We start from the raw sequence: 23528 nt of genomic DNA, 5'->3' as shown, positions 1-23528 counted from the left end.
TATCTACTCCCCGCTCATCCGGATGCGTCCGCGGACGCCATTCTGTTCCACTTCGATGGCCGAGAGTAACTCTGCCCGGCTACCCAGGCTCTGTTGCAGCTGATCCAGTTGCGCAATGGATGCTGCCTCCACATCCAGCAACATTTCCTGGCGTTGGCGCTGATAGAGCAGCGTGCGCAGGTTGACCTGATCGCCGTGGGTATCCCAGCTGCGGCGTACGCCATCCAGCAGTTGGAAGAAGCTACCGCTGCCGGTGGTGTTGGCCGAGCGCAAATGGGACTCGGTCTGGCGGCGGATGTCGATAATGCGCTGGTCGGCTGGGAAGTACTCCCGGTAGAGCGCTTCGCTCTGCTGGGCAAACTGCGCCGCGCGATGGTGCAGGTACCAACCGCTCACCAGCTGGTAAGCGCAGGTCAGGGTCAGCAGTAGCGCTGCGGCGGTGGCCAGTGCCCGCAGGGGTAGTGGGCCTTGCGAGTGTCGGCGTGGTGGTGCAAAAGCGCCACTCAGCAGGTTAATCGCTGATGAGGCCGAAAGGTTTTGCTCGATACCCGACGTTGTTTTGTCCGTATCGCTATCACTGCCGCCTGTGTCTGCACAGGCAGGCACTCGTGGCAGCAGCGACGGGAGCTCAGCCGCAATGATGGATTCCTGCACCTGCCAGCCGGAGCTCCGCAGCAGGTTGAGCTGCTCCGTCACCGGGTGTTGCAGGGTGCTATTACTGATCACCCGCAGTTGCCGCTCGTTATCGGTTGTCCCGGGCGATTCGGTCAGCAGTTGTTGCAACAGCGGGGGGGCATTGGCAGCGGCGGTGGTGAGGACGTTGCCTTCATGCAACCAGTGGCAGGCGTTATCAGCCAGCCACAGCAGGGCGTGTGGCGGTTGTACGCTGGCCGCCAGCAGTTCGCTTTCACTGTAGAGTCCCGCCAGTTCGATACCGTGCTGACGCAACAGTGCCAGCAATGTGGTCAGCAGCTGCCGATCCATGATGCGCACCGGCACCGCGCTGCCCTGCGGACGCCCGGCACTGATGTGAACGTCAGCGGGGTCGCAGGCCAGTGACTCTTCACACAGGAATGGCAGGATGCGGGTGAGGTGACGCTGCTGTTTGGCAGGTACCTGCAGCGTGGTGGAGAGCACCAGCTGGCCCGGGATAAACAGCAACCACTGCAACGATGGGTCGCTGTGCTGTTCGGACAGTGTTTCCAGTGTGAGCTGTTGCCATGGCCCCGACAATGGCCCCGACAGAGACTCGCTGCAGGCAAGCAGAAGCCCGTTTGGGTTGTCGGCCAGGTTCTCTGGCAGCTGCCGGAGGTGAAGATAGCGTGTGCTGCTCATGGTGAACGGTATTCCTGCTGATGGTTGCCTTTGCCACTTTCATTGCCAATGGCGGCGCTGTAATAGCCGCTGGCGGCCTGTAGCGGGTTGTGGACGTTGGAGGGTGGCTGCCGGTTGCGCCACAGCAGTTGCAGGGCGCCGGTGGCCGGGTCCCGATGCAACAGTGAGCGCAGGTAAACGTGCTGCTGTTGGTAGCGGGCCACTACCCACACCAGAAAATATTCGCTCTGCACGGTAAACAGTTGCGGGTCCAGCTCCACCCCGGCGGTGACCGGGTGTTGCAGCAACTCGGCGACGTTCTTGAAGCCGTCATTGTTATTGCGTGCCGCCACCAGCGCCGTGCCGTCCAGTCGCGGGTTAAGGCTGGAGAGCACCTCGGCGCTGGCAGTATTGGGGTTAATGGCGCTGGTGGCCGGGGGCAGGTCGGCTACATGTGGCAACAGCGCTGCCAGTTGTGATTGATCAAACTGGCGCAGTGCCTGCAGTTCCAGCACCGAATCCAGCGCGCCGTCGGCACTGCGATAGGCGGGGGACTGGCTGAGGAAAAAGCTGTCTTCGCTGTTGCTGGCGGTGGGGGTGGTGTCCCGATCCAGCCAATCTGTGAGGGCGCCGGTATCGCCGCTGACACCCAGCAGAAGCAACAGCCGTTGCCAGACGGCTCCCCGGGTTGCATTGGCATTGCCGCCAGCGTTTACCAGGCTGTTGAGGTTAAAGCGTCCCTGCAGGTCTTCAACCACCATGCGCATCTCGCCGTCGTCGGGCTCGAAGCGGCGTGGCTGCGCCCAGGGTTCTGCCAGGCTGTCGCCGTCCTGTTGTTGCTGGTCATCCTGCCAGTCCTGATGGAGTATCTGCCGCGCCAGTGCTTCGGCGCCGAGGGCGTATTGCCAGGCCTGTTCGCGTTGCAGTTGCTGGCTGGTGCGGCGGATATCAAAGCTGCTGCGGGTCACTACGCCTGCTACCAAAAGCACCACCAGCGTAAACACCAGCAGCATGCTGATCAGCGCTACCCCGCGCTGGGATTTGCCGCAAGCCGTCACGCTCATGGGGCACTCCCGCTGCTGGCAGCAGACACGGGTCCGGGGCGCAGGGTGACGACCCGGCTTACCTCGCCCATGGCAACACTGTGGAGGGTGATCTCTATCGCCTGGGGCAGGGCGCTGTTGGCGTTCTGCCGAGCATCCCATTGTGGCAGCCAACGCTGTTGCCGGGTGTCGAAGTAGCGCAGCTGCAACTGCTCGATATCCGGCAGCAGGCGCTGGCTCACCGCCTCGCTGCCGGGGGCGCGGTCCAGTTGTGGCCAGAAGTGGCGGGTCAGCCAGCGTTGGCCGTCAATCCACTCCAGTTGATAGCTGACCCGTTGCAGGTCGCTGCGGGGCAGCTGCAAGGGGTTGCTCCAGCCGCGCCGGGTAAAGGTCAGGGCATCGCTGTCGCCAACCAGCGCTGCCTGTCGCTCGCCGTACTCCAGCCGGATTGAGCGCTCGCTTACCTGTTGCAGGTCTTCGGTCAGCCGACCCATGGCCCGCCGCCAGTGGTTAAGTGATTCGCTGTGGGATTGCAGGCGGCGCTGGTTGTCCAGCTCTTGCGACAACAGTTTCCAGGAGGCGAGACTGAGGATGGCAAAGATGCCGAGTGCAACCATGACTTCCAGCAGGGTAAAGCCTCTGTCCGTGGCGTGTGTGGCTGATCTGTTGGTGAGGTAAGCCGACGCTGTCATCAGTAACGCCCCACGAAGGTGGAGAGGCGGGTGCCGCCTTTTTCCGCCGCCAGTGGCCGCACACTGACGGTGACCTGGCGCAGGTCCGGGTTACTGGTATTGCTCACCTCTTGTGAGACCAGCCAGGTCTGCTGCCCGTACTCCACTTGTTGCTCCTGGTTTCCGGGTGCAGGTAAGTCGCCGTCGAGGCGTAACAACTCCAGCTGATTGCCCGCCAGCCACAACGCCACGGTGTGGGTTTCCAGTCTTGCTGCCTGTTGCGCCGAACGACCGCTCTGTTGCAGCAACACCGCGGCGCAGACCGCAAAGATGGTTAGTGCCACCATCACTTCCAGCAGGGTGAAGCCGCGATGGCGAGCGGCGTTCATGGTGTCACCGCCTGTTGTGACAAAGTGAGCGGACCAAAGCCATCACACTGCAGCCATACCGCTGTGGTGTTGCTGTCAATACGGCTGTTGTTCAGGTAAAGGCTCAAGGCAAAGGCGCTGTTCTCGCCACTGCTTAAAAACATCAGCTGCGGTTGCATTGAGGTGGATGTCCCGGCGCCGGATTGCCCGGCGCCTGACAGCAAGCTGTCGTGTTGAGTGGCTGTGGCGGTAAAACGATTGCCCTCCAGTTGCAGGTCAACCTGGATGGGCAGTGGAAAGTGGTAGGGGGTAAACGGTGCCTCCTGCAGCAACTGCCAACGCAGGGCGACGGGGTCCAGTTGCACAAACTCATAACCGTCGGCGGTGAATCGCAGCCCCAGCTCCACCTGTCGCAGCTCCGCTTCATCCCGCAACAGTTGTAGTACCTGCTGCAGGCGTTGTGCCTCCTGTTGCAACTGGCGTTGCTGGTTGCCACCCGGTGCCAGTGTCGCCAGTCCGGTCAGCACCGCAATAATCACCACCACTAGCATCACCTCCAACAGGGTGAAGCCGTGTGAATGGTGGCGTGCAGAACCGGAGCGGAGGGACATGATGTTACTGACTGGCGATATCGGCGTTTTCGCCTTCGCCGCCTTCACGCTTATCGGCGCCCAAACTGTAGAGTTCGTACTGGCCCTGGCCGCTGCTCAGGTAGCGGTAGTCGTTGCCCCAGGGATCCCTGGGTACGGCTTTCAGGTAACCGTCGGGGTTGTAGTTGGCCGGCTCCGGGTAGCCCGCAGGTTTGCTGACCAGTGCTTCCAGTCCCTGATCGGTGGAAGGGAAGCTGTGATTGTCCAGTTTGTAGAGCGCCAGCGCATTGCCAATGCTGTTGATATCCGCCTTGGCGGCGGTGATGCGGGCGTCGCCGGTGCGGCCAAGAATGTTGGGAGCCACCAGCGCTGCCAGCACACCGAGGATGACCACCACCACCATAATTTCAATCAGGGTAAAGCCCGTTTGTCGTGCCTTGTTCATTGTGTGTTCCTCGTACGTGTTCTGTCTGTTACCGGTTAGCTGACCAGTTGATTCATGTTCAGGATGGGCAGCAGTATCGCCATCACAATCAGCAGCACCGCCAATCCCATCAGCAACAACATGGCGGGCTCGAACAGGGCCACCAGGATACTGATCAGGTTCTGCAGCTCGCGGGACTGGTAATCGGCGGTGCGCTCCAGCATGCGGTCCAGTTCGCCACTGGCTTCGCCGCTGGCGATCATGTGCAGCATCATGGGAGGGAAGTAACCACAGGCCTCCAGCGACTGGTGCAGGCTGCCGCCTTCCTTCACCCGCTGGGTGGCCAGTTGCAGTTGCTGCTTGAGGTGATCGTTGCCGATCACATCACCGGCGATGTGCATCGCTTCGACCAAGGGCAGGCCACTGCTGGTAAGAATGGCCAGGGTGCTGGCGTAGCGGGAGGTGTTGACGCCGCGGCTGAAACGTCGCACAAAGGGCCAGTGCAGCAACGCGCGGTGAAAGCGCAGTCGCACCCGCGGTTGTTGCAGTAAACGGTTAGTGGCAATGGCCAGCAGCGCCAGCAGTAGTAACAGCCAGCCGCCATAGGCGCCGATAAAATCGCTCAGCGCCACCAGTGCCACGGTGAGGGTGGGCAGCGCCTGGCCGCTGTTGATAAACACCTCGATCACATCCGGCACCACATACACCATCAGGCCGCTCACCATGGCGATGGAGAGCAGGGTGAGCAGGCAGGGGTAGATCATGGCCATGGTGATCTTCTGCTGGAACTGCTGGTTCTCTTCGGTGTGATCGGCGAGGCGGTTCATCACCTTGTCCAGGTGGCCCGAGTGTTCGCCGGCCGCCACGGTGGCGCGGTAGAGATGGGGAAAGGCGCGGGGAAACTCCGCGAGGCTGGCGGCCAGCGTGTGCCCCTCCAGCACTTTGCTGCGTACCGCCAGCAAAATGGTTTGCAGCTTGCGGTTGTCGCTCTGTTTGGCCACCGCCTGCAGTACTTCTTCCAGCGGCAGCCCCGCCTGGATCAGGGTGGCCAATTGCCGGGTGACCAGTGCCAGCTGTTTGGCGGGCAGTCGCGGGCTCAGCAACAGGTTCAGTGGCCAGCGGGAGGTGGCCGGTTGCGCCTGGTGACTGCGGTCCAGTGCCAGCGGTGTCAGGCCGCGCTCGCGCAACAACTGCCGTGCGTGACGACTGCTCTCGGCTTCAATAACGCCGCGGCGTATTTTGCCTTCCAGCGTCAACGCCTGATAGTCGTAGGCTCCCATGGCTAATCCTCGTGGGTCACCCGCAACACCTCTTCCACCGTGGTGTCGCCGGCGAGGATGCGGGCGCGGCCATCGTCACGAATGCCGGGGCTGCGCTGGCGGGCGAGAGTGATGAGTTCTGCTTCCGGGGCGCGCTGGTGAATCAGGGCGCGCAGGTTGTCGTTCACCGCAATCACTTCGTAAATACCGGTGCGACCCAGGTAGCCCTGCTGGTTGCAGTGCTCGCATCCGGCGGCGTGGTAGAGGGTGGGGGGAGTCGCAGCGTTATCCACCCGCAACAGTTCGCACTCGGCAGCATCCGCCTGATAGGGCGTCTTGCAGTGGGGGCAGAGCAGGCGCACCAGCCGCTGGGCGATCACACCGATCAAACTGGAGGAGAGCAGGAAGGGTTCCACACCCATTTCGGTAAGACGGGTAACGGCACCAATAGCGGTATTGGTGTGCAGGGTGGAGAGTACCAGGTGGCCGGTGAGGCTGGCCTGGATGGCAATCTCGGCGGTTTCCAGGTCGCGGATCTCACCCACCATCACCACGTCCGGGTCCTGTCGCAACATGGCGCGCAGGCCGCGGGCAAAGGTGAGGTCGGCCTTGGTGTTGACCTGGGTCTGACCGATGCCTTCGAGGTTGTACTCGATGGGGTCTTCCACCGTGAGGATGTTCTTGTCCTGCTGGTTAATGCTCGACAGCCCGGCGTAGAGCGACGTGGTTTTGCCGGAGCCGGTGGGGCCGGTCACCAGGATAATGCCGTGGGGGCGGTGCAACAGGGTTTCAAAACGGCGGCGCTCGTCCGGTTGCATGCCGAGGTTGTCCAGTGTCAACCGCCCAGCCTGTTTGTCCAGCAGGCGCATCACCACCCGCTCGCCGTTGCTGGAGGGCAGGGTGGACACACGAACGTCCACTTCACGACCGCCCATGCGCAGGGAGATGCGGCCGTCCTGCGGTACCCGCTTCTCGGCAATATCCAGTCGCGACATCACCTTGATGCGCGACACCAGCAGCGGCGCCAACTCGCGCTTGGGTTGCACCACTTCGCGCAATACGCCGTCGACGCGGAAGCGCACCAGCAACCGTTTCTCAAAGGTTTCGATATGAATGTCGGAGGCGTTCTGGCGAATTGCTTCCGCCAGCAGGGCGTTGATCAGGCGAATGATGGGGGCGTCGTCCTCCTGCTCCAGCAGGTCGCCGGTTTCCGGCACAGCGTTGGCCAGGCTGGTGAGGTCGGTCAGCTCGCCCAGGTCCTCTACCATCTGCATGGCTTCGCTGGAATCACGCTCGTAGGCCAGGCGCAACTGCTTCTGGAACTCTTCGGTGGGCAGCAGTTCGCAGTTGAGCAGTTGACCGGTGACTCGCTGCGCTTCCGCAACGATGTTGGGTGCTGGCAGTTGGGTGCAGAGCAGGGCGGGCGCATCGCCGCCACGCAACAGCACCTGATGACGCTTGGCAAAACCGAACGGCAGTCGCGTGACGGCGTTGTTATCCTGTGGTGGCGACAGGGGCGAGGAGTCACTCATTACCGCACCGACTCCACCTCGGGCAGCAGCGGCAGCGGGTCGGGGGCAAAGTAGCGTTCGATCTTGCCGCGGAACTGTTGCTGGTCTTCGCGAATACGCTGGTAGCGTTCGCGGGTGATCTCGTAACTGGCCTTGGCGTCCTGCAGGATACTGGGGTGAATAAAGACCATCAGGTTGCGTTTGACGGTGCTGGTACTGGTGCTCTTGAAGAGGCGGCCGAGCCCTGGGATATCCCCCAGCAGCGGCACTTTCTTTTCTGTCTCTTCCACCTCGTCGCGGATCAGGCCGCCCAGTACCAGGATTTCGTTGTTGTCGATCAGCACCCGGGTCTTGATCTCGCGTTTGTTGGTGATGATGTCCGAGGCACCGATATCAGTAGCGGGACTGATGCTCTCCACACTCTGTTCGATTTCAAGAGTGACTGATTCGTTGTTGTTGACCCGCGGTTTCACTTTCAGGGTGATACCGATGTCCTGACGCTCGATGGTCTGGAAGGGGTCGTCGTTATCGCGGGCTTCACTGCCGGTGATAAACGGCACGTTGGAACCCACCAGTATCTGCGCCTCTTCGTTGTCCAGTGCCATGATGGTGGGGGTGGAGAGAATGTTGGCATTGGACTCCGCCGCCAGGGCGTTGATCAGCGCCCGCAGCTCACCGCCGCGGAAGTAGCCCAGCGCCAGGCCGCTGCCGGTGGGGCCCAGTGCATTCTGGGTCAGGTCCAGTACCGGTGTGCGCGGGAAGTCGCGGAAGCCGCCGCTGGTATCGCTGTTCTTGCCAAACCACTCAATGCCGATGTCGTTACCCAGGTCCTCATTCACTTCCACAATCAGTGCTTCCACCAACACCTGGGCGCGACGCTGGTCCAGCTTGGCGATCACACCTTTCATGGTGTTGAGGGTGGCGGGGCTGGCGGTGATCACCAGCGCATTGAGGGATTTCACCGCGCGGATGCCTACATCGCTGTCGATGGCTTCCTTGTCTTTCTGCTGCTTCTTCAGGTTGCCGGCAACGCTTTCCAGAATCGGCACCAGCTCTTCGGCGTTGCTGTAGTTGAGGTAAAACACCTGGGTGTTGCCGTCGCCGGAGAGGGGCTGGTCAAGACGCTGCACCAGCTGGCGGATCTGGGTGCGGATGGCCAGGTCGCCGGTAATCAGCAGGCTGTTGGAACGTTCATCCACTGCCAGCTCCAGCCCCGAGCCATCGCTCTCCTTGGTCTGCCGCGGCAACAGCTTGCCGATAATGTCCGCCATCTCCCGGGCGCTGGCGAATTGCAATTCCAGCAATTCGATATCCACCACGCCCACCGTATCCAGCTCCGCAATAATGCCCATCACCTTGGCGATGTTGTTGGCGCGGTCGGCAATGATCAGGGTGTTGGTGGCGGGGTAGGCGGCCAGGTGTCCCACCTGCGGCACCAGCGGTCGCAGCAGGGTCACCAGCTGGGTGGCGGAGATGTTGTTGATCTTCACGATCTGTACAACCACGTCTTCGGGGGTGCCGCTGCGACTGGCACTGGCGATAGGTACGGAAGATTGTCTGGCCAGTGCATCCGGCACGACTTTGATGGTGTTGTTACTTTCAATAACCGCGAAGCCGTGCACCTGCAGCACCGACAGAAATACGTCGTAGGCTTCTTCCGGAGTCATGGACGTACCTGCCATAACCGTGACACGACCCTGCACATTGGGGTGAACAATAATGCTTTTTTGAGTGGCGTCCCGGGCCCACTGGATCAGGTCGAGGATGTCGGCGTTGTCCAGTGCCAGGGTGATGCGGCCTGTGGATGTTCCGGTTTGGCTTTTGCCGGTGGACTGTGCCATCAACTGCTGAGGCACCAGGCCACCGCAGAACAGCACAAGGCACAGTATTACTCTGCAGACGCGATTCACTTTACACAGCATAAGTGAACCCGCAGATTCGCGTGGGTATGCCTGGCCCGTAACAATATTGGTCCGGCGTATCAACAGTGACAGGTGTGGAACGATGGTTTGCCATAAAGGTTGTAGCTTTCTCATATTACGGACGATTGTCCCGCTGCATCTCTCGCAGTTGTTGCAGCCGCTCCTTGATGGAGTCGGATTCGTAGGACGTGTCGGTGTCTATCGGCACCGCAGCGGTTTCCAGTTTGGCGCTGCTGGCTGGGAGAGGCTGGGGCGCAGGTGATCGTGGTTTGGCGTCCCGCTCGGAGGCGAAGCTGAGTGACTCCATACGACCCTGACGACGGATAAGCACCCGCGACTCCTGCACGGTATAGAGCGTGCCGTCACCGGGCAGGGCATCACCCACGTACACCAGTTTTGCAGGCTGGCCCTGTTGGGCGATCAGGGCCGCACTTCGATCCGCATCGCTGCTCCTGAAAATGCCACGCAGCTCGAGTTGCAGGCGGGTTTCGGGGGCCTCCTGTGTTTCTGCTACAGGAGTCCCTCCGGGTTTACCGAAGAGGTGTGTGGCTGGGGCGCTTACCTCTGCGGATTGTGTGCGCGCACCAGCTGATGGCGGTCGGGCGGTGGTCAGGTTAACCGGAGTAGGTGTGACCGAGCGGAGCAGTTGCCAGTCCTGCCAACCCCATGTCAGCAGAACCACGATGCTGCCGGCAGACAGCGCCAGGCAGGCACCAGCAGCCAGCTGAGGAGGCGTTGGCCGTGGCCATAGCCGGTGCTGTTGCGTTGCGGTTTCCATCGTTGCAGATCTTCACTCCCTGTGCTGCTGCGCCCGCTCTAATCCATGACAAATGGGTATCCGGCTGGGGGCGGTCACGCTGATAGCGCTTAATCCTGCAATTCTGCACGCCTAATGTTTAAGATTTTTGTCAGTGGGCTGGGGTGCCGCTGGAAGGGGCCTTGGGCGGAGGGCTCGCATGTCGGCAAGGCTCTCTGGCGTTAGAGGAATAGGGTGATAGGTGGCGCATAATTACTCGGGGCCGGGCCTTGCATTAGTGCTATGCTTTGCCTGACAGCCGTTAACAAGTCCCCCTGTATGAATCAGCAACCTCCGTCGGAATCTGCCCATAGCGTACCTGGTGAGCCCTACAGCTATGAGGCGATCGCTACCGTACTCAATAGTCTGGATGCCCTGGTCTATGTGGCGGACCTGAATACCTATGAGTTGCTGTTTATCAATGACTACGGCATGCGTGTGTGGGGAAAATCCTCCAATAAGCGCTGTTTCGAGTTGTTGCAGAAGGGGCAGTCCAGCCCCTGTGCCTTCTGTACCAACCATCTGTTGCTGGATGAGGATGGCAAGCCTGCCGGCGTGCATATCTGGGAGTTCCAGAACACCCGCAACCAGCGTTGGTATGAGTGCCATGACCAGGTGATTCGCTGGCCCGATGGCCGGCTGGTGCGACTGGAGATTGCCACTGATATAACCGACCGCAAACGTATGGAGCTGGAGCTGGAGGAGGCGAAAGAGCGGGCTGAACGCCTCGCCGATACCGATGAGCTCACCGGGCTCAACAACCGCCGGGCCTTTTTCCGCTTCGGTAACCTGTTGCTCAAGCAGGCATTGCGCAACCCGCACCCCATATCTGTGATCATGTTTGACCTGGATTACTTCAAGCGGGTGAATGACCAGTGGGGGCATGCCACGGGGGATGAGGTGCTGATCCGCCTGGCGGATGTTTGCCGGGCGACGGTGCGGGAGTCGGATCTGTTAGGGCGTCTGGGAGGGGAGGAGTTTGCCATTGTCCTGCCTGACACGGACGCAGCCCAGGCTTGGGTGATGTCCGAGCGTTTGCGCCTCGCCATCGAGGAGATGCACTTCCCGGTGGAAGACGCCGAGGTCAACCCTACGGTCAGCCTCGGGGTGGCCAGCTTTAACCCGGCTGATGCGCTGGCGGGCTGGGGCAGTGGCGCCGACGAAGTGTTGCTGGACCGACTGGTGAACCTGGCGGACCACGCCTGCCTGCGGGCCAAAAGCGAGGGCCGTAACCGCTCCTGTATGGCACAATAGCCGCCGCCCATAACCGGGCCACCTGACCAGCCTGTACGGAGTCCCTTGTGAATGCCCCTGTGAACAGCCCTGTTAACAGCTCTTCTCCCTCCCATTTTCGTTTCGCCGTCGTGCTGGCGATGACCACCGCGCTTGGCCCCCTGGCGATAGACACCTATCTGCCCGCCTTTCCTGCCATTGCCGAAAGTCTGGGCAGCACGGTTCACGCTGTCTCCCTCAGTATTGCTGTCTATATCGGCGCACTGGCCATTGGCCAGCTGGTGGCTGGGCCTCTGTCTGACCGCTGTGGCCGCCAGCAGGTGATGCTGGTGGGACTGGGAATCTTCGCGTTTGCCAGCCTGATGCTGACGCAAGTGGCCAGTGTGTGGGAACTGTTGTTGTTGCGGGCCCTGCAGGCTTTCGGCGGTGGCTGGGCCATCGTCGGGGTGCCGGCACTGGTGCGGGATCGCCTCTCCGGACAGGAGGCGGCGCGCTTCTTCAGTCTGATCGGCCTGATCATGATGGCGGCCCCGGCGCTGGCGCCATCCCTGGGGACCCTGCTGCTGGAGCTGCTGGGCTGGCGCAGTATCTTTGCCATGTTGGGTGTCTATGCGTTGATGCAGATGGTGATGCTGCGGCTGGTCGTGTTCAAGGGTGGGGCCGAGGTGCCAACCGGTGAGCCGGTACCAGCCTTGCGTCGCTACCTGCAGGTGTTGGCGGTACCCCAGGCCCTGCGTTTCCTGTTGCTGCAATCACTGGCCTTCTCGGTGATGCTGCTGTTTATCAGTCACGCCTCGTTTATCTATCAGGAGCACTTCGGTGCCTCGCCGACCCAGTTCTCCATGCTGTTCGGTTCCAATATCGTGCTGATGCTGGTCATCAACCTGATCAACCGCTGGCTGCTGAAATCGGTGACGTCGGTGGTGGTGCTGCGGGCGGCGCTGTCGATGCAGGCGGCCGGTATTGTGCTGCTGATACTGGTGCTGGTGTTTGCCCCGAGTCTGTGGCTGTTCCTGCCGGCGATGATGATTACGGTGGGGGCCCTGGGGGGCGTGGGTTCCAATACCCAGGCCTGTTTTATGGAGTACTTCCCTCAAAACGCTGGCACTGCGGCTGCCCTGATGGGAGCGGGTCAGTTTGCCATCGCCGGTGGGATTGCTGCGCTGTCGTCGCTGCTGCCGGCAAGTGTCCTCTATATCGTTCTGGCCCAGGGGGCCTGTTCGGTGCTGTGCCTGCTGTTGATCTGGACGGTTAAATCCGACCCTCATGCCCACCAGTCCTGATGCAGCCGAACCTGGGCGAAGCTTGATTTGGGTGCGCAACAGCCGCTGTCATTCCGTTACAATGGCGCGCTGATGACACCACGTAGTACGGGACGAGTCCGGATTTATGAAAGCAGTACTGGCCAATATACCCACCAATATCATCACCGGCTTTCTCGGCGCCGGTAAAACCACGGTGATTCGCCACCTGCTGCAGAGCAAGCCGGTGGATGAAAAGTGGGCCGTACTGGTCAACGAGTTTGGCGAAGTGGGTATCGACGGTGCCCTGCTGCAGGCCGATGGCATTGCGGTGAAGGAGGTGCCCGGCGGCTGCATGTGCTGTGCCGTGGGCATCCCATCCAGGGTTGCCCTCAATCAGCTGGTCCGCCAGCATCGCCCCGACCGTATCCTCATTGAGCCCACCGGGCTGGCCCATCCGCAGCAGATCCTCACCCAGTTCACCAGCGACGAGTACGCAAGCCTGCTGCGCATGCAAACCATGGTGTGCCTGATCGACCCCTGGAGCGTGACCCAGGAGCAGATTAACAGCCTGCCCAACTTCCGCAGCCAGGTAGAGCTGGCGGATGCCCTCATCATGACCAAGGCCGATGAGGCCGATGAGGCGCAGCGCGCGGCTTTCGAACAGTACTGTGAGCCCTGGCGGGGGCAGAAAACCCATGTAGGGGCCATCCGCAATGGTGAGCTGCCCTGGCAGTGGTTGTGTGAGGATCACCAGCGCAAGACGCCAGCGGTGGAGGTGCAGTCGGCCTCACATCGCCTGCGCCCGGCGTCAGCGGCGGCGCTCAACGAGGTAACGGAAGCGGCGGAGGCTCCGCCAGTGACCGAGCCCCTGCGGCTGGAAAACGAGGCGGAGTTTGGCAGCAGCTGTGGCTGGCGCCTGCCGGTGGACTGGTGCTTCAACGAAGACGCGCTGCTGGCCTTCCTGCGCAATGTGCCTGTACCACGGGTAAAAGGGGTATTGCGCTGTGACGGCGGCTGGTTCCTGTTTAATCGCATGCGCACCACCGTCTCGGTTGAGCCCACTGCCGAAGCCCGGGAGAGCCGGCTGGAGATGATCCACACCGAGGCCATGGACTGGCAGCCGCTGGAAGCGCAGCTGTTTGCCTGTCGCAGCGACGCCTGAGAGCTCAGTCGTTATAATACGCACCAGATTACAGGTTACAGGAACGCTTATGACCACTCCCGCAGCATTGGTTACCGGCGGCGGCACACGCCTCGGGGCCGCCTTTGCGCTCTACCTGGCGGAGAAGGGCTTCGACGTGGCGCTGCACTACAACAGCTCCCGGGAACAGGCGCAGCAAGTGCAGGCGGATATCGTCGCCCGCGGCCGCCGCTGCGACTTGCTGCAGTGGGACTTTCTCGCCAGCGATGATCCCGCGGCCCTGCTGGATGCCACCCTGCAGGCCTTCCCGAATCTGCAACTGTTGCTCAACAGCGCCTCGGTCTACGATGCGGCACCCACCGGCCAAACCACCCTCGAACTGCTGCAGCAGCAATTCAAGGTGAACTGCTTTACCCCGTTCCTGCTCACCGCCCGCTTTGCCGAAAAAGTCGGTAAGGGACAGGTGATCAATATTCTCGATAACAAGATTGCCTACCAGCAGTACCACTACAGCGCCTATCTGTTGTCGAAGAAGTCTCTCGCTGATTTCACCACCATGGCGGCCATGGAGTTTGCGCCCCGCATCCGTGTGAACGGTATAGCGCCGGGTGTGGTCATGCCGGGCGTGGTGCGCACCAGCGACTATATTGACTGGCGTATTGACGGCATTCCCCTCAAACATCAGGGCAAGACCGATAACCTGTGCCAGGCGCTGGGCTACCTGATCGATAACGATTTTGTCACCGGGCAGTGCCTGTTTGTGGATGGCGGCGAAGGCATTAACCATATTGGCCGTAACGCTGAGACCTACGCGGCACAGCAGGGTGGGGATGAGCGCTGATGGCAGTGGAACACACAAAACTGCATCACTACCTGGTGTCGGTGGGCTCTAATATCGAACCGCGCAAACACCTGGCCGAGTGCGAAACCATTCTGGCGGCAGAGACTCAACTGCTGGGCATCGCGGACTATATCGATACCGAACCGGACGGCTTCAAGGATCAGCCCTGGTTTGTGAACGGTGCTTACTACATTGCCTCGCCACTGGCCCATGACGATTTCAAGGCCTACCTGAAAGCCGTGGAAGAGCGACTCGGTCGTGTCAAAGGGCCGATCAAGTCAGGGCCGCGAACCATGGACCTGGACATTATCACTGTCGATGGGCATGTGGTGCACAACGACTACTACCACAAGTCCTACGTCACCATTCCGGTGGATCAGCTGATTGGGCAATTTGCGCTGACGCTGAACGCTGCGGGCTAACGGTTGCGGGAATTTGCACGGCGCAGCCACTGGAGTTTACGTGCTGTGGAATCATGGGCTGGAAGCGCTGACCGATTGGCGGTACTCATCCAGTGCACTATGTAGCCATTCGCTGGCGGTCAGTTCCCGGCCATCGGCGGTGGTGACGGTATAGAGCCTGCGGGTGATGGAGCTCTTGCTGGCCAGGTTGTCGATAAAATCATCCGCGGTTTTGGCGTAGCGCGAGGCATTGCGGTATTTCATCGCCAGGTGACCCGCTGCCTCTTTGGCGTCGTGAGCTGTCCCGTTGCGGACAAACGAGGCGCCGCTGTCTGCGACAAATGTAATCAGGTATTGAATCTCCCGCTCCGCTTCTGTCTGCTGGTCGGCGGCTGTTGCTGCGTGGCTGCTGACGAGCATGGCCAATAGCAACCACAGATATGTCTGAAATAACTTGAGAGGCCTGGCCGATACCCCAAGGGCGTCACTCCCGCGCAGGCGGGAGTCCAGGTCAGCAGTACCAGCAGTGGATTCCAGCCTGCGCGGGAATGACCCGGGTTCGCGCGGGTATGACCGGTTTCTGCCCGGGAAGGACATGACTTGTGAGCAGGTGGGTGTCAGCATTTTACTGGACCTGCAGCGGTTGTGCGTCTCGGGGGAGAGCGGGGCCAACAACCGCCAACGATTCAGCCGGGGCACTCGCCTCCGGCGTGCGGAGGTTAAAGCTGACCAGCAGTGGATTGTGATCGGAGCTGGATACCACCGGCACTGCGGTGTGCTGGATAGCGATCCCCCGCAACCACACGTGATCCAGCGGCTGGCCGCGGAAACGGGTGCGGTTGTCGTCGGCAAAGGTTGCTGGCTGCAATCCCAGCGCCTGCAGCCGCTGATCCAGCAGTTTGCCCCGCCGCAGGCTCCAGCTGTTCAGGTCGCCGGCAAAAATCACCGGTCCCTGATGCTCATTCACCACCGCCAGGGCATCGTCCAGCTGCTGGCGGTAATCCTCCAAACCCAGTGAGAAATTGATGGCGTGCAGGTTGATGGCCAGCAATTGACGGCCATCGTGCAGCAGGTACTGGACGATATTGGTGGCCTTGGGGGTGCGCAGCCAGGGCTCTGTGTGCTCGAAATGGCAGTGTAGAACCGCAGGCCAGCGGCTCAGGGTCAGAACGCCGGTCTGCTGGGCGCCTTCCTTATAGCCGGGGGCAAAGCGCCAGTAGGGCTTCAGCTCCAGCAGGTTGTTGTCCAGCAGGGCCTCCTGCAGCAGCAGGATATCGGCCTCGGCATTCAGGTGTTGCAGGTCGCTTTGCAGATTGTCGCGCTGGGCTTTGTAGATGTTCCAGCTGATCAGGGAGAGCTCCTGCGGCAGGCGATACTGATCCGGGTAAGCATGTTGCCGGGTTAATTGCAGCTGCTGTACACAGCTGGCGGGTGTCATGGCCTGGCCGGCCACCACGACTTGCTCGTTGGATTGCAGCGACTCTGCTCCCGACCAGGCCGCCAGCCCGGACAGGCTCAGGGCAACGGCAAGAATCAGGGAAAGTGGTCTGGCGTGCGACATGAGGCGCGACAAAAGAAGCTCCAGGGTTGACCAATGTGGTCGACGATTATACAGAAAGGGTCGGGGGCATTGGACCGGGTAAAGCTGGATTTGTTCACCTGCAGCCCCGGGGGCCCGCAACGACTCCCTGTCATGCCACTGCCATCAGGGTGTATCCGTTTTGTCATATGGCGCTTTTTACAATGGTGGTGTTTAACCCGCCAGCCATAAAAGGATAAAGCCCATGCACCTGATTTCGTCTCCTGCTGCTGTCCGGCAGCTGTCATCCTCCCTGGTTATGGGAGGTAACTGCGGTTATCGCATTGAGGGCGATCGTGTCATCGTCACCATCGATGAGATTGCCAACAACCGTGACGTCGCCAATATCAGCGGCACCTTGTCGCTGGAGCTGTGGGCGCTCTCCCAGCCCTGGCAGGGCGGCGACTTCAATGGTCTGGCGGTAGCGGCGACGCAGGTCGGCCAACTCACCGGCCAGCACTGCCTGCGAGGCTGCCACTACGATCTCAATTTTTTTGCGCCGCTGACTGGCAGCTGGCACCTCTGCCTGATGCTGCGGGAGTGGGATGGTGCTGGCTACGTGACCCGCGATGCGGTGAACTTTTCTACACCTTACACAGCCGCTATTGACGAGCGACCGGAGGTGGAGGTTTCACGCCGTGAGAGCAGCAATGTAATCACCGTGGCGTTTAAGGAAAGCTCTGCAGACGCGGATGCCGCCGACCCCCGTGAGCTGGTACCGGCAACCGCAGTCAAGCCCTCCCTGGAAAAGGCCGCTCAGTCTGAGGCCGGGGAAAAGCAGAAGAAGAGCAAGCAGCCCGGCAAGCCGGCGGGGGAGTGGGATCAGGTACTGCTGCTGGTCAATAGCGCCTCCCGCTCTGTACTTGAAAACATCAAGGGTGTTTCCAAAAAGCTGGCCCGCACTATCGAAGATGGTCGTCCCTATAAAAGTCATGAAGAACTGCTTGAGATTAAAGGGATGGGACAAAAGCTGCTGGATAAGCTGGCTAAACACAGCAAGCACTGATTGGACCCTGGATGGGGCAGCTCGCCGGAAGGGGAGTGGCCCCAACTGTTGGCTGTCGGATAGTCGTTCGGTGCGGCAGCGTCGTTGTTAGTCGTTTAATGATGTTCAGCCTTCCGGAGTACTTCCGCCCCTTTTGTCGTCTGAATCGTGGGTGCTCAGAGTGTTTGTCTGTCGCGTGAGGTAAATGCGACAACAGACACGCTGTTTGTAACCATGCACCGACGGTAATGTCTGCGCGTTAAGTCTTTGATTTCGTTCCCCTCAAATCGTAAGCGGCCATGGATAGCCGCGACTGGAGTGAAACTTGCAGCCCACCTTCTGTATGTGTTGCATCAATACAGCAGAGATAAAGGAGAATCCGACAGTGGGCCTATCGATCAGCATTAAATCTCCAGCCCGAGAGGTGATGGAGAGCAAAATGAGCAAAGCTATCACCAATGCCGCCGCCGTGCTGACCCAGCACGATCGCAAGGGCAAGTTGCCGCCGGGCCCTTCGCTGGATATCACCTTTATGCTCACCTACAAGGCGGATAACCCCGGCTTTACCGGTATGCGCATGGGCGGCTACACCGAGCAGGAAAACACCCTCTACTTCGAGCGCGCCGTACCGGAGGATTTGCTGGAGTCCTCCAGGGCCGGTGAGTTTGTGTCGCTGGTACTGGAAGACATGTTCGACAACGCCACCGATTACTTCGCGGATCGGGGGCGCCTGTTCAATCCGGCGGGCTGGAAAGAGAGCCTGCGGCAGGTGGGGATTGCCCGCTAGACGGTAGGCGGGTATTGCGCCCGGTCCCTGTGGCGTGAGGGCCGGGTGGGGAGCCTGTTTGTGAAGGGGTTTCTGGAGACCGTCAGCTAGCGTCGCTGGTGGTACTCCGTCACCAGCACCTTGATCTTCAGGCGGATGATGTCTTTCAGCATCAACATCTTGCGCTCGTGTTCCTGCCGGGCAATGTCAAAGATCTGCTTTTTCAGGATCTCGCTGCTGTCCAGGGGCACATCCAGGCTCCACTCGGTAAAAAAGGCATCGTAGCTGTCGATGGTCTTTATCAGTTCGAAACGCAACTTTTCCCGGTCCGGTTTTGGAACGGAGCTGAGCGCCTTGTCGATGACCGAATCGACGTCGGATTTGTGTTTGGTATTGGTAACGGGAAACTGAATGATCTCGGACATGGTTGGCTGCAACGTCCCGGGGTTGTGGTGTGAAATCGGGGTTGGTGAACTCTGTGGGGATGTCCACAGAGGCTGTTAACAAGGGCTATCCATATTCCGTGCCAGATGCCTGGGGGTGCTCAGGTGAGGACGTTGTTTCCCGGTTGGAATTTTAAATAAAAACAGTTGGTTATGGGGGCGGTCAGGGCGACTGTCGGGGCGGGGAGCGTGTATGGTCGCCCGGCTTCCGACTGACAATTGTCGATTTTTTTGCGGTTTCTGTTTCTAACAGAACAATGCTTCGGGTGGGTTGGGCAACACGCTGGCGGCCAGCACCAGACCGGGGGCGGCCCTGTTGGGGCAGGTGCCGGGGCCTCGGGTGGGTTACAGCAACCGCTGCACCACACTGGTACGTTTTTAGGTTCCGCTGAACAGGGTGGTGGCGATTGTCGCGGCGGATGACTGGTAAACCGCCTTTATGGATACCTCGGGGAGCAGCAGAAGCCTCCGCTAAATTGAATTCAGGGAATTAACGATACCTGTGGGGAATATCGGGGGCTTGTATCCCGGCTCCAGTTGGCAAATCGTTAAATGGTGACCGGACAGGCTGATCTTCTGGCGCAAAACTTGCGGGAGCTCAGTCAACTATTTGTGAGTGGTAGATGTATGCCCACAATCACCTATGAAGACCATGAGATTGACCTGGACGCCGGCGAAAACCTGCTGGAGGGGCTGGAGAAGTCGGGATTCAAGGTGCCCTGCAGTTGCAGCTCAGGCATCTGCCAGGGTTGCATAGCCCAGGCGCTGGAAGGCGACCTGCCACTTGCGGCCCAGCAGGGACTGACGCTGAACCAACGCCGCCTCAACTATTTTCTTACCTGCCAGTGCTACCCGGAAACTGACCTGCATTTCACCCTCGCCAGCAACCTCGAAGCCCGCAGCCAGGCCACCCTGATCGAAAAGCGGGTACTCAATCAGCGGGTATTGCTGGCGCGCTTTCGCGCCGAGATGGACTGGCGTGCCGGCCAGCACATCATCATCTGGCGCACCGAGACCCGCGGTCGAACCTATTCCATCGCCAGCACCACCGAAGATGGGTACCTGGAGTTTCATGTGCGGCGTCGCCCGGACGGCCTGGTCAGCCACTGGCTGGAAAATGAGCTGCAGGTTGGGGAACAGTGCCAGCTGAGCCCGGCCACCGGGGATACCTTTTACAGTCCCGCCATGCCCGGACAGCCGGTGCTACTGGTGGGCACCGGCACCGGACTGGCGCCGCTTTCCGGCATCCTGCGGCAGGCACTGAACGATGGTCATCACGGCGAGATCTATCTCTACGCCGCCGCCGGTGAACCGCAGCAGCTCTATATGGTGGATGAGCTGAAAGCGCTGGCAGACAAACACCGGGATTTGCACTACTTCCCGGTGGTGCATCGCAATACCAGCCAGGACCCCGGTATTCTGGAAGGGGACCTGGTAGAGCTGATTCCCCAGCGCCATCCCAAACTGAGGCGTTTTCTGGTTTACCTCTGTGGCGCCGAGAATATGGTGGATATGCTCAAGGACCACTGCTTTTTCAACGGCGTCATGGATGGGGACCTGTTTATCAAGACCTTCTCACCCGGGGGGTAACGCAAGCGGCGGCCTAACCTGATCGCACTTCCTATGTCAGTCCCGTTCCCTTTACGAGGGGCCGGCTGGTCACAGACGTATAAGCGCATGGGGATGTATTGTAAGATGGCGACCTGGAGTGAAAGCGGCAGGAGCGGTATTGTCAGTCGCTGTTAATGTTCGGGCCGGGCATACAATCCTTATCCGGTGATACTGCAATCCCTTATCCTTATCGACTCTTGAAGGCCGGTGCCGGGGCTCCCTCACTGCTGGTCCCACAGTCCGGGGTCGACAGCTTTTCACTCCGATTTTTGGTTTCCCGCGGTTCCGGTATTTTTCTGTAAGGCCTGTATGAAAGCTCCCAAACGGCTCCAGCCGCTGATTGAAGATGGCATTATCGACGAAGTGCTCTCACGCTTGATGAGTGGCAAGGAGGCCGACGTGTTTTTGGTGCGCTGCGGGGCAGAGACCCGCTGCGCCAAAATCTACAAGGACGCGGTCAAGCGCAGTTTTAAAAAAGCCGTCCAGTACCAGGAGGGACGCAAGACCCGTAACAGTCGTCGTGCCCGGGCCATGGAAAAGGGTTCCAGGTATGGCCGCCAGCAGCAGGAAGAGCTGTGGCAAAACGCCGAGGTAGATGCCCTCTACCGCCTGGCGCAGGCGGGTGTACGCGTACCCAAGCCCTACGGCTGTTTTGACGGAGTGCTGTTGATGGAGCTGATCCGCGATGAAGAGGGCGACCCGGCACCGCGTCTCAACGATGTGATGATGAGTGAAGAGCAGGCCATCGAAGATCACGAACTGGTCATGCACTACATCAAGCTTATGCTCTGTGCCGGCATGGTGCACGGCGACCTGTCTGAATTCAATGTCCTGGTGGATGAGTACGGGCCGGTGATTATTGATCTGCCCCAGGCAGTGTTTGCGGCCGATAACAACAACGCCAGACGCATGCTGCAACGCGACGTCGATAACATGACCAACTACTACGCCCAATTTGCGCCACAGTTAAAATTCAGTCGTTACGCCGATGAGATCTGGGATCTGTTCGAAAGTGGTGACCTGCATCCCGACAGTGAACTCAGTGGTGAGTTTACCGATCCGGAAGAGGCGGCGGATACCGACAGCGTGCTGCAGGAAATTCGGGCGGTGCTGGCGGAAGAAGCGGCGCGTCAGGCGCGCCTGCGGGAAGCGGACGAGTCGGAATAAACTCGCGGCTGCGCCTGTGGGTCAGTAGTCTGGCACCACAGGCGGAGCCGATTCGTGCTGGTTGGTGTTATTGCTGGTCCGGGGTTGGCTCGACCCGGATTGTGCCTTTCTCCCACAGATAGGCGTCATCGGTGGCAGCCAGTTTGTTGACCCGCATGATGGTGTGCAGCGTGTCGATATAGGCAGTGCCGCGTTCGGAGTACTTGTCCAGGGTTTTGGCCAGCTCCCAGCCGCTGGGTTTCTTGCCGCTGTTGCGCATGGCGGCGCGCTTGTCCCGCAGTTTTTTATAGGCCCTGTTGGTGTTCAGGTTGAGCAGGTAGGCCTCTACGGAAAGCAGTGGCTTGTCGAAACTGGCCAGCCCGTAATTCCCCAGCTCGGCCCGTTGCTCTTTGGGCTTCATCCCCTTACCACTGAAATCCCACTGGCCAAACAGTGCATTGCCCTGAATGGTAAACCGTGACGTTCCCCAGCCGCTCTCTTCGGCCGCTTGCGCCAGGGCCAGTGATGGCGGCACGGTATCGACCCGGAGCAGCAGTTTGTCCAGTTGCTCGGGGGTCAGTGACTGCGTTTCATCCTTGGCCACCTTGTACTTGCGGGCCAGTTCCAGTGTCCAGGGGTCAGAGGCGGCGCTCTTTTGTTTAATTTTGTTTTGCAGGGTTTTGCGCTCAGCGGCGATCTTCTCATTGGCCAGTAATACGCCCGAGCCGGCGAGGCGGAAGAAGATGGTCTTCTTTTCTTTTACAGGAATATGCTGGGATTCTGTCTGCCAGCGAGCGGGAATGGACATGATCTCGACCCGGGGTACCTCCCGAATCCCGGCCTGCCACTGCTTGGCGGTATAACCGATCTCGTTAAACAGGTTCAGCACATCGTGATAGTTACTGACCGAGACGGTGCGGCTGTGGTCGTCAGCATGGGTGTGAAAGGCGCAGGTCAGCAGCAGTGCTCCAAGCAGGTGTTGTAGTTTCATCTTCTCGTGTTCCTTGAGGTAAGTGTCGGTTCGCCGCGAGACGCCTTGGTTAAAATTTGGTCAGAAATGTGCGTATTCTGTGTGGCGGCAGGTGCAAGCCAGCATTACTGCTTCGTCTGCGGCCAGCCGCTGGTTTGGAATCTGAAACTAAAGATAGCTCAATACAACGGTACAGGGGAAACCGGGGATGAGAGTGTGCGTTGAAGCCAGGGTGTGACTGACCGGGGTTCAACGGATAACAGCACGGGCGGCAGGGGACGGACTGTGGCGTTCAAAGTGAAATTTATTGCGTTGTATCACTCATTATCGACGTGGATATTGTGCATAATAGGCGGCCGTTAGTCACACCAGCCCATAAAATCAATAGAAGCAGGCTGGACTTCATGACCCCTGGACAGTGGCCATGTCGACGCGCGAATTCTGCTTCAGATCACAAGGATAAAAAGGAGATCCCTGGTGAGTGAGATATACCAAGCCCCCCAAGCCCAATTGACAGATGCACCCCAGGATATAACCCGGGGCTCGGTCGAGAGCGCATTGCGTGGGGAGTACTCCCTGCAGACCAGTGAAGTCATCAGTGAGGCCTGGGCGCGTGTGTCCGGCACCAAGTGGAAGTTTCAGCTGGCACTGCTCATTTATATGCTTATCTATGTCGCCGTTGTGGTGGGGCTCCGGTTTGTCTTCCATGCCATCGGACTCGATTCCGGTATTTACTCTGAAGCGGCCGGGGCCCCGGGCATGCTGGAGATCATGTTGGCGGGAACATTTATTGAATCGATGATACTGATGTTCGTGACCACGCCGCTCTGGGTTGGCCTGGGAATGATGGGGGTGAGGCGAGCGGTGGATGGCCCCCTGAAAAGCACCGATATTCTGCAGTATTACCGTGCGATAGTGCCGCTGGGCATTACCATGATCCTCATGTATGTATTACTGGTAATCGGCTTTTTGCTGCTGATAATTCCGGGCATTTACCTGTCCATTGCCTATTCCATGGCGCTCTATCTGGTTGTGGATAAAAAGATGTCCCCCTGGCGAGCGCTGGAGACCTCGCGCAAGGCAGTTACCAAACACTGGTTCCCGATGTTCGGGCTGATGTTTGTGCTGGCGCTGTTCAACCTGATCGGTATGATCCCGCTCGGCATCGGGCTGATCTGGACCTACCCGTTGCTGATGATTGCCCTCGGCATAGCCTACCGCAATATGTTCGGTGTTGAGTCGGAGAAGGACACCGTTCTTATTTAACTCC

At 59.8% G+C, this 23528-nt stretch carries 24 protein-coding genes; 10 read left to right on the top strand and 14 right to left on the bottom strand.

Annotated elements, in window-relative coordinates; all coding sequences use genetic code 11:
- Window positions 1-3: 3 nt before the first annotated feature.
- The 10 genes from gspL to GSF27_RS06295 all read right to left on the bottom strand — a co-directional run bounded on the left by gspL (window position 4) and on the right by GSF27_RS06295 (window position 9880).
- Window positions 4-1335 carry a type II secretion system protein GspL gene (gene gspL, locus GSF27_RS06340; protein ID WP_160966792.1) on the bottom strand — a complete coding sequence of 444 codons (1332 nt, stop codon included), beginning with the start codon at window positions 1333-1335 and terminating at the stop codon, window positions 4-6.
- Entirely contained in the window at window positions 1332-2378 is a 1047-nt protein-coding gene (gspK, locus tag GSF27_RS06335) for a type II secretion system minor pseudopilin GspK (RefSeq protein WP_160966790.1), read from the bottom strand. The genes gspL and gspK overlap by 4 nt, the downstream gene beginning before the upstream one ends.
- Window positions 2375-3049, bottom strand: a complete 675-nt coding sequence (gene gspJ / locus GSF27_RS06330) for a type II secretion system minor pseudopilin GspJ (RefSeq protein ID WP_160966788.1) — start codon at window positions 3047-3049, stop codon at window positions 2375-2377. The genes gspK and gspJ overlap by 4 nt, the downstream gene beginning before the upstream one ends.
- Window positions 3049-3417 (bottom strand): type II secretion system minor pseudopilin GspI, encoded by a 369-nt coding sequence (gspI, locus tag GSF27_RS06325; RefSeq protein WP_160966786.1) that lies wholly within the window; start codon window positions 3415-3417, stop codon window positions 3049-3051. Before gspI ends, gspJ begins: the two co-directional genes overlap by 1 nt.
- Window positions 3414-4007: a type II secretion system minor pseudopilin GspH gene (gene gspH, locus GSF27_RS06320; protein ID WP_160966784.1), complete on the bottom strand. Its 594-nt coding sequence runs from the start codon at window positions 4005-4007 to the stop codon at window positions 3414-3416. The genes gspI and gspH overlap by 4 nt, the downstream gene beginning before the upstream one ends.
- 4 nt (window positions 4008-4011) lie before the next feature.
- A complete protein-coding gene (gspG, locus tag GSF27_RS06315) occupies window positions 4012-4431 on the bottom strand; it encodes a type II secretion system major pseudopilin GspG (protein ID WP_160966782.1) in 420 nt (139 codons plus the stop codon).
- 35 nt (window positions 4432-4466) lie between these two features.
- Window positions 4467-5690 carry a type II secretion system inner membrane protein GspF gene (gene gspF / locus GSF27_RS06310; RefSeq protein WP_160966780.1) on the bottom strand — a complete coding sequence of 408 codons (1224 nt, stop codon included), beginning with the start codon at window positions 5688-5690 and terminating at the stop codon, window positions 4467-4469.
- Window positions 5691-5692: 2 nt separating this feature from the next.
- On the bottom strand, window positions 5693-7201 hold the full coding sequence (gspE, locus tag GSF27_RS06305; RefSeq protein ID WP_160966778.1) for a type II secretion system ATPase GspE: 1509 nt from the start codon (window positions 7199-7201) through the stop codon (window positions 5693-5695).
- Complete coding sequence (gene gspD / locus GSF27_RS06300) at window positions 7201-9021, bottom strand: type II secretion system secretin GspD (RefSeq protein ID WP_160966776.1); 1821 nt, start codon at window positions 9019-9021, stop codon at window positions 7201-7203. The genes gspE and gspD overlap by 1 nt, the downstream gene beginning before the upstream one ends.
- 196 nt (window positions 9022-9217) lie before the next feature.
- Entirely contained in the window at window positions 9218-9880 is a 663-nt protein-coding gene (locus tag GSF27_RS06295) for a type II secretion system protein N (protein ID WP_160966774.1), read from the bottom strand.
- 297 nt (window positions 9881-10177) lie between these two features.
- Between GSF27_RS06295 and GSF27_RS06290 the strand changes: the two genes are divergently transcribed.
- From GSF27_RS06290 to folK, 5 genes are all read left to right on the top strand, one after another.
- Window positions 10178-11152 (top strand): sensor domain-containing diguanylate cyclase, encoded by a 975-nt coding sequence (locus tag GSF27_RS06290; RefSeq protein ID WP_160966772.1) that lies wholly within the window; start codon window positions 10178-10180, stop codon window positions 11150-11152.
- A 47-nt stretch (window positions 11153-11199) separates the two neighbouring features.
- Window positions 11200-12414: a multidrug effflux MFS transporter gene (locus GSF27_RS06285; RefSeq protein ID WP_202410275.1), complete on the top strand. Its 1215-nt coding sequence runs from the start codon at window positions 11200-11202 to the stop codon at window positions 12412-12414.
- Window positions 12415-12520: 106 nt separating this feature from the next.
- Window positions 12521-13537 (top strand): GTP-binding protein, encoded by a 1017-nt coding sequence (locus GSF27_RS06280; RefSeq protein WP_160966770.1) that lies wholly within the window; start codon window positions 12521-12523, stop codon window positions 13535-13537.
- 49 nt (window positions 13538-13586) lie between these two features.
- On the top strand, window positions 13587-14357 hold the full coding sequence (locus GSF27_RS06275) for an SDR family NAD(P)-dependent oxidoreductase (RefSeq protein ID WP_160966768.1): 771 nt from the start codon (window positions 13587-13589) through the stop codon (window positions 14355-14357).
- Window positions 14357-14779 (top strand): 2-amino-4-hydroxy-6-hydroxymethyldihydropteridine diphosphokinase, encoded by a 423-nt coding sequence (gene folK / locus GSF27_RS06270; protein ID WP_160966766.1) that lies wholly within the window; start codon window positions 14357-14359, stop codon window positions 14777-14779. The genes GSF27_RS06275 and folK overlap by 1 nt, the downstream gene beginning before the upstream one ends.
- A gap of 51 nt (window positions 14780-14830) precedes the next feature.
- Here the strand turns inward: folK and GSF27_RS06265 are convergent, their stop codons facing one another.
- On the bottom strand, window positions 14831-15178 hold the full coding sequence (locus tag GSF27_RS06265) for a DUF5329 domain-containing protein (RefSeq protein ID WP_160966764.1): 348 nt from the start codon (window positions 15176-15178) through the stop codon (window positions 14831-14833).
- A gap of 205 nt (window positions 15179-15383) precedes the next feature.
- Complete coding sequence (locus GSF27_RS06260; protein ID WP_202410274.1) at window positions 15384-16331, bottom strand: endonuclease/exonuclease/phosphatase family protein; 948 nt, start codon at window positions 16329-16331, stop codon at window positions 15384-15386.
- A 211-nt stretch (window positions 16332-16542) separates the two neighbouring features.
- Here GSF27_RS06260 and GSF27_RS06255 point away from each other — a divergent pair, with 211 nt between their 5' ends.
- Entirely contained in the window at window positions 16543-17343 is an 801-nt protein-coding gene (locus GSF27_RS06255) for a helix-hairpin-helix domain-containing protein (RefSeq protein ID WP_160966762.1), read from the top strand.
- A 418-nt stretch (window positions 17344-17761) separates the two neighbouring features.
- Entirely contained in the window at window positions 17762-18109 is a 348-nt protein-coding gene (locus GSF27_RS06250; RefSeq protein ID WP_160966760.1) for a hypothetical protein, read from the top strand.
- Between the two features lie 86 nt (window positions 18110-18195).
- On the opposite strand, the gene GSF27_RS06245 is transcribed toward GSF27_RS06250, so the two are convergent.
- The gene (locus tag GSF27_RS06245; protein WP_160966758.1) at window positions 18196-18513 is read right to left on the bottom strand and encodes a hypothetical protein; all 318 of its coding nucleotides are present in this window, start codon (window positions 18511-18513) and stop codon (window positions 18196-18198) included.
- A 645-nt stretch (window positions 18514-19158) separates the two neighbouring features.
- Here GSF27_RS06245 and GSF27_RS06240 point away from each other — a divergent pair.
- Both GSF27_RS06240 and GSF27_RS06235 read left to right on the top strand, forming a co-directional pair.
- Window positions 19159-20121, top strand: coding sequence for a 2Fe-2S iron-sulfur cluster binding domain-containing protein (locus GSF27_RS06240; protein WP_160966756.1), 963 nt, complete (start codon window positions 19159-19161; stop codon window positions 20119-20121).
- Between the two features lie 330 nt (window positions 20122-20451).
- Window positions 20452-21309 (top strand): PA4780 family RIO1-like protein kinase, encoded by an 858-nt coding sequence (locus GSF27_RS06235; RefSeq protein ID WP_160966754.1) that lies wholly within the window; start codon window positions 20452-20454, stop codon window positions 21307-21309.
- A gap of 67 nt (window positions 21310-21376) precedes the next feature.
- Here the strand turns inward: GSF27_RS06235 and GSF27_RS06230 are convergent, their stop codons facing one another.
- Complete coding sequence (locus GSF27_RS06230) at window positions 21377-22279, bottom strand: glucosaminidase domain-containing protein (RefSeq protein ID WP_160966752.1); 903 nt, start codon at window positions 22277-22279, stop codon at window positions 21377-21379.
- A gap of 456 nt (window positions 22280-22735) precedes the next feature.
- On the opposite strand from GSF27_RS06230, the gene GSF27_RS06225 reads away from it, so the two are divergent.
- The gene (locus tag GSF27_RS06225) at window positions 22736-23524 is read left to right on the top strand and encodes a hypothetical protein (protein ID WP_160966750.1); all 789 of its coding nucleotides are present in this window, start codon (window positions 22736-22738) and stop codon (window positions 23522-23524) included.
- Window positions 23525-23528: the final 4 nt, after the last annotated feature.

The organism is Pseudomaricurvus sp. HS19, from assembly GCF_009857815.1.
Taxonomy (GTDB): Bacteria; Pseudomonadota; Gammaproteobacteria; order Pseudomonadales; family Cellvibrionaceae; genus Pseudomaricurvus.
This window is presented reverse-complemented; position numbering and strand designations above follow the sequence as displayed.

What these genes read in the sequence shown, in the direction of transcription:
- gspL (WP_160966792.1), bottom strand. Translation starts at nt 1,335, where the DNA reads ATGAGCAGCACACGCTATCTTCACCTCCGGCAGCTGCCAGAGAACCTG.
- gspK (WP_160966790.1), bottom strand. Translation starts at nt 2,378, where the DNA reads ATGAGCGTGACGGCTTGCGGCAAATCCCAGCGCGGGGTAGCGCTGATC.
- gspJ (WP_160966788.1), bottom strand. Translation starts at nt 3,049, where the DNA reads ATGACAGCGTCGGCTTACCTCACCAACAGATCAGCCACACACGCCACG.
- gspI (WP_160966786.1), bottom strand. Translation starts at nt 3,417, where the DNA reads ATGAACGCCGCTCGCCATCGCGGCTTCACCCTGCTGGAAGTGATGGTG.
- gspH (WP_160966784.1), bottom strand. Translation starts at nt 4,007, where the DNA reads ATGTCCCTCCGCTCCGGTTCTGCACGCCACCATTCACACGGCTTCACC.
- gspG (WP_160966782.1), bottom strand. Translation starts at nt 4,431, where the DNA reads ATGAACAAGGCACGACAAACGGGCTTTACCCTGATTGAAATTATGGTG.
- gspF (WP_160966780.1), bottom strand. Translation starts at nt 5,690, where the DNA reads ATGGGAGCCTACGACTATCAGGCGTTGACGCTGGAAGGCAAAATACGC.
- gspE (WP_160966778.1), bottom strand. Translation starts at nt 7,201, where the DNA reads ATGAGTGACTCCTCGCCCCTGTCGCCACCACAGGATAACAACGCCGTC.
- gspD (WP_160966776.1), bottom strand. Translation starts at nt 9,021, where the DNA reads ATGGCACAGTCCACCGGCAAAAGCCAAACCGGAACATCCACAGGCCGC.
- GSF27_RS06295 (WP_160966774.1), bottom strand. Translation starts at nt 9,880, where the DNA reads ATGGAAACCGCAACGCAACAGCACCGGCTATGGCCACGGCCAACGCCT.
- GSF27_RS06290 (WP_160966772.1), top strand. Translation starts at nt 10,178, where the DNA reads ATGAATCAGCAACCTCCGTCGGAATCTGCCCATAGCGTACCTGGTGAG.
- GSF27_RS06280 (WP_160966770.1), top strand. Translation starts at nt 12,521, where the DNA reads ATGAAAGCAGTACTGGCCAATATACCCACCAATATCATCACCGGCTTT.
- GSF27_RS06275 (WP_160966768.1), top strand. Translation starts at nt 13,587, where the DNA reads ATGACCACTCCCGCAGCATTGGTTACCGGCGGCGGCACACGCCTCGGG.
- folK (WP_160966766.1), top strand. Translation starts at nt 14,357, where the DNA reads ATGGCAGTGGAACACACAAAACTGCATCACTACCTGGTGTCGGTGGGC.
- GSF27_RS06265 (WP_160966764.1), bottom strand. Translation starts at nt 15,178, where the DNA reads ATGCTCGTCAGCAGCCACGCAGCAACAGCCGCCGACCAGCAGACAGAA.
- GSF27_RS06255 (WP_160966762.1), top strand. Translation starts at nt 16,543, where the DNA reads ATGCACCTGATTTCGTCTCCTGCTGCTGTCCGGCAGCTGTCATCCTCC.
- GSF27_RS06250 (WP_160966760.1), top strand. Translation starts at nt 17,762, where the DNA reads ATGAGCAAAGCTATCACCAATGCCGCCGCCGTGCTGACCCAGCACGAT.
- GSF27_RS06245 (WP_160966758.1), bottom strand. Translation starts at nt 18,513, where the DNA reads ATGTCCGAGATCATTCAGTTTCCCGTTACCAATACCAAACACAAATCC.
- GSF27_RS06240 (WP_160966756.1), top strand. Translation starts at nt 19,159, where the DNA reads ATGCCCACAATCACCTATGAAGACCATGAGATTGACCTGGACGCCGGC.
- GSF27_RS06235 (WP_160966754.1), top strand. Translation starts at nt 20,452, where the DNA reads ATGAAAGCTCCCAAACGGCTCCAGCCGCTGATTGAAGATGGCATTATC.
- GSF27_RS06230 (WP_160966752.1), bottom strand. Translation starts at nt 22,279, where the DNA reads ATGAAACTACAACACCTGCTTGGAGCACTGCTGCTGACCTGCGCCTTT.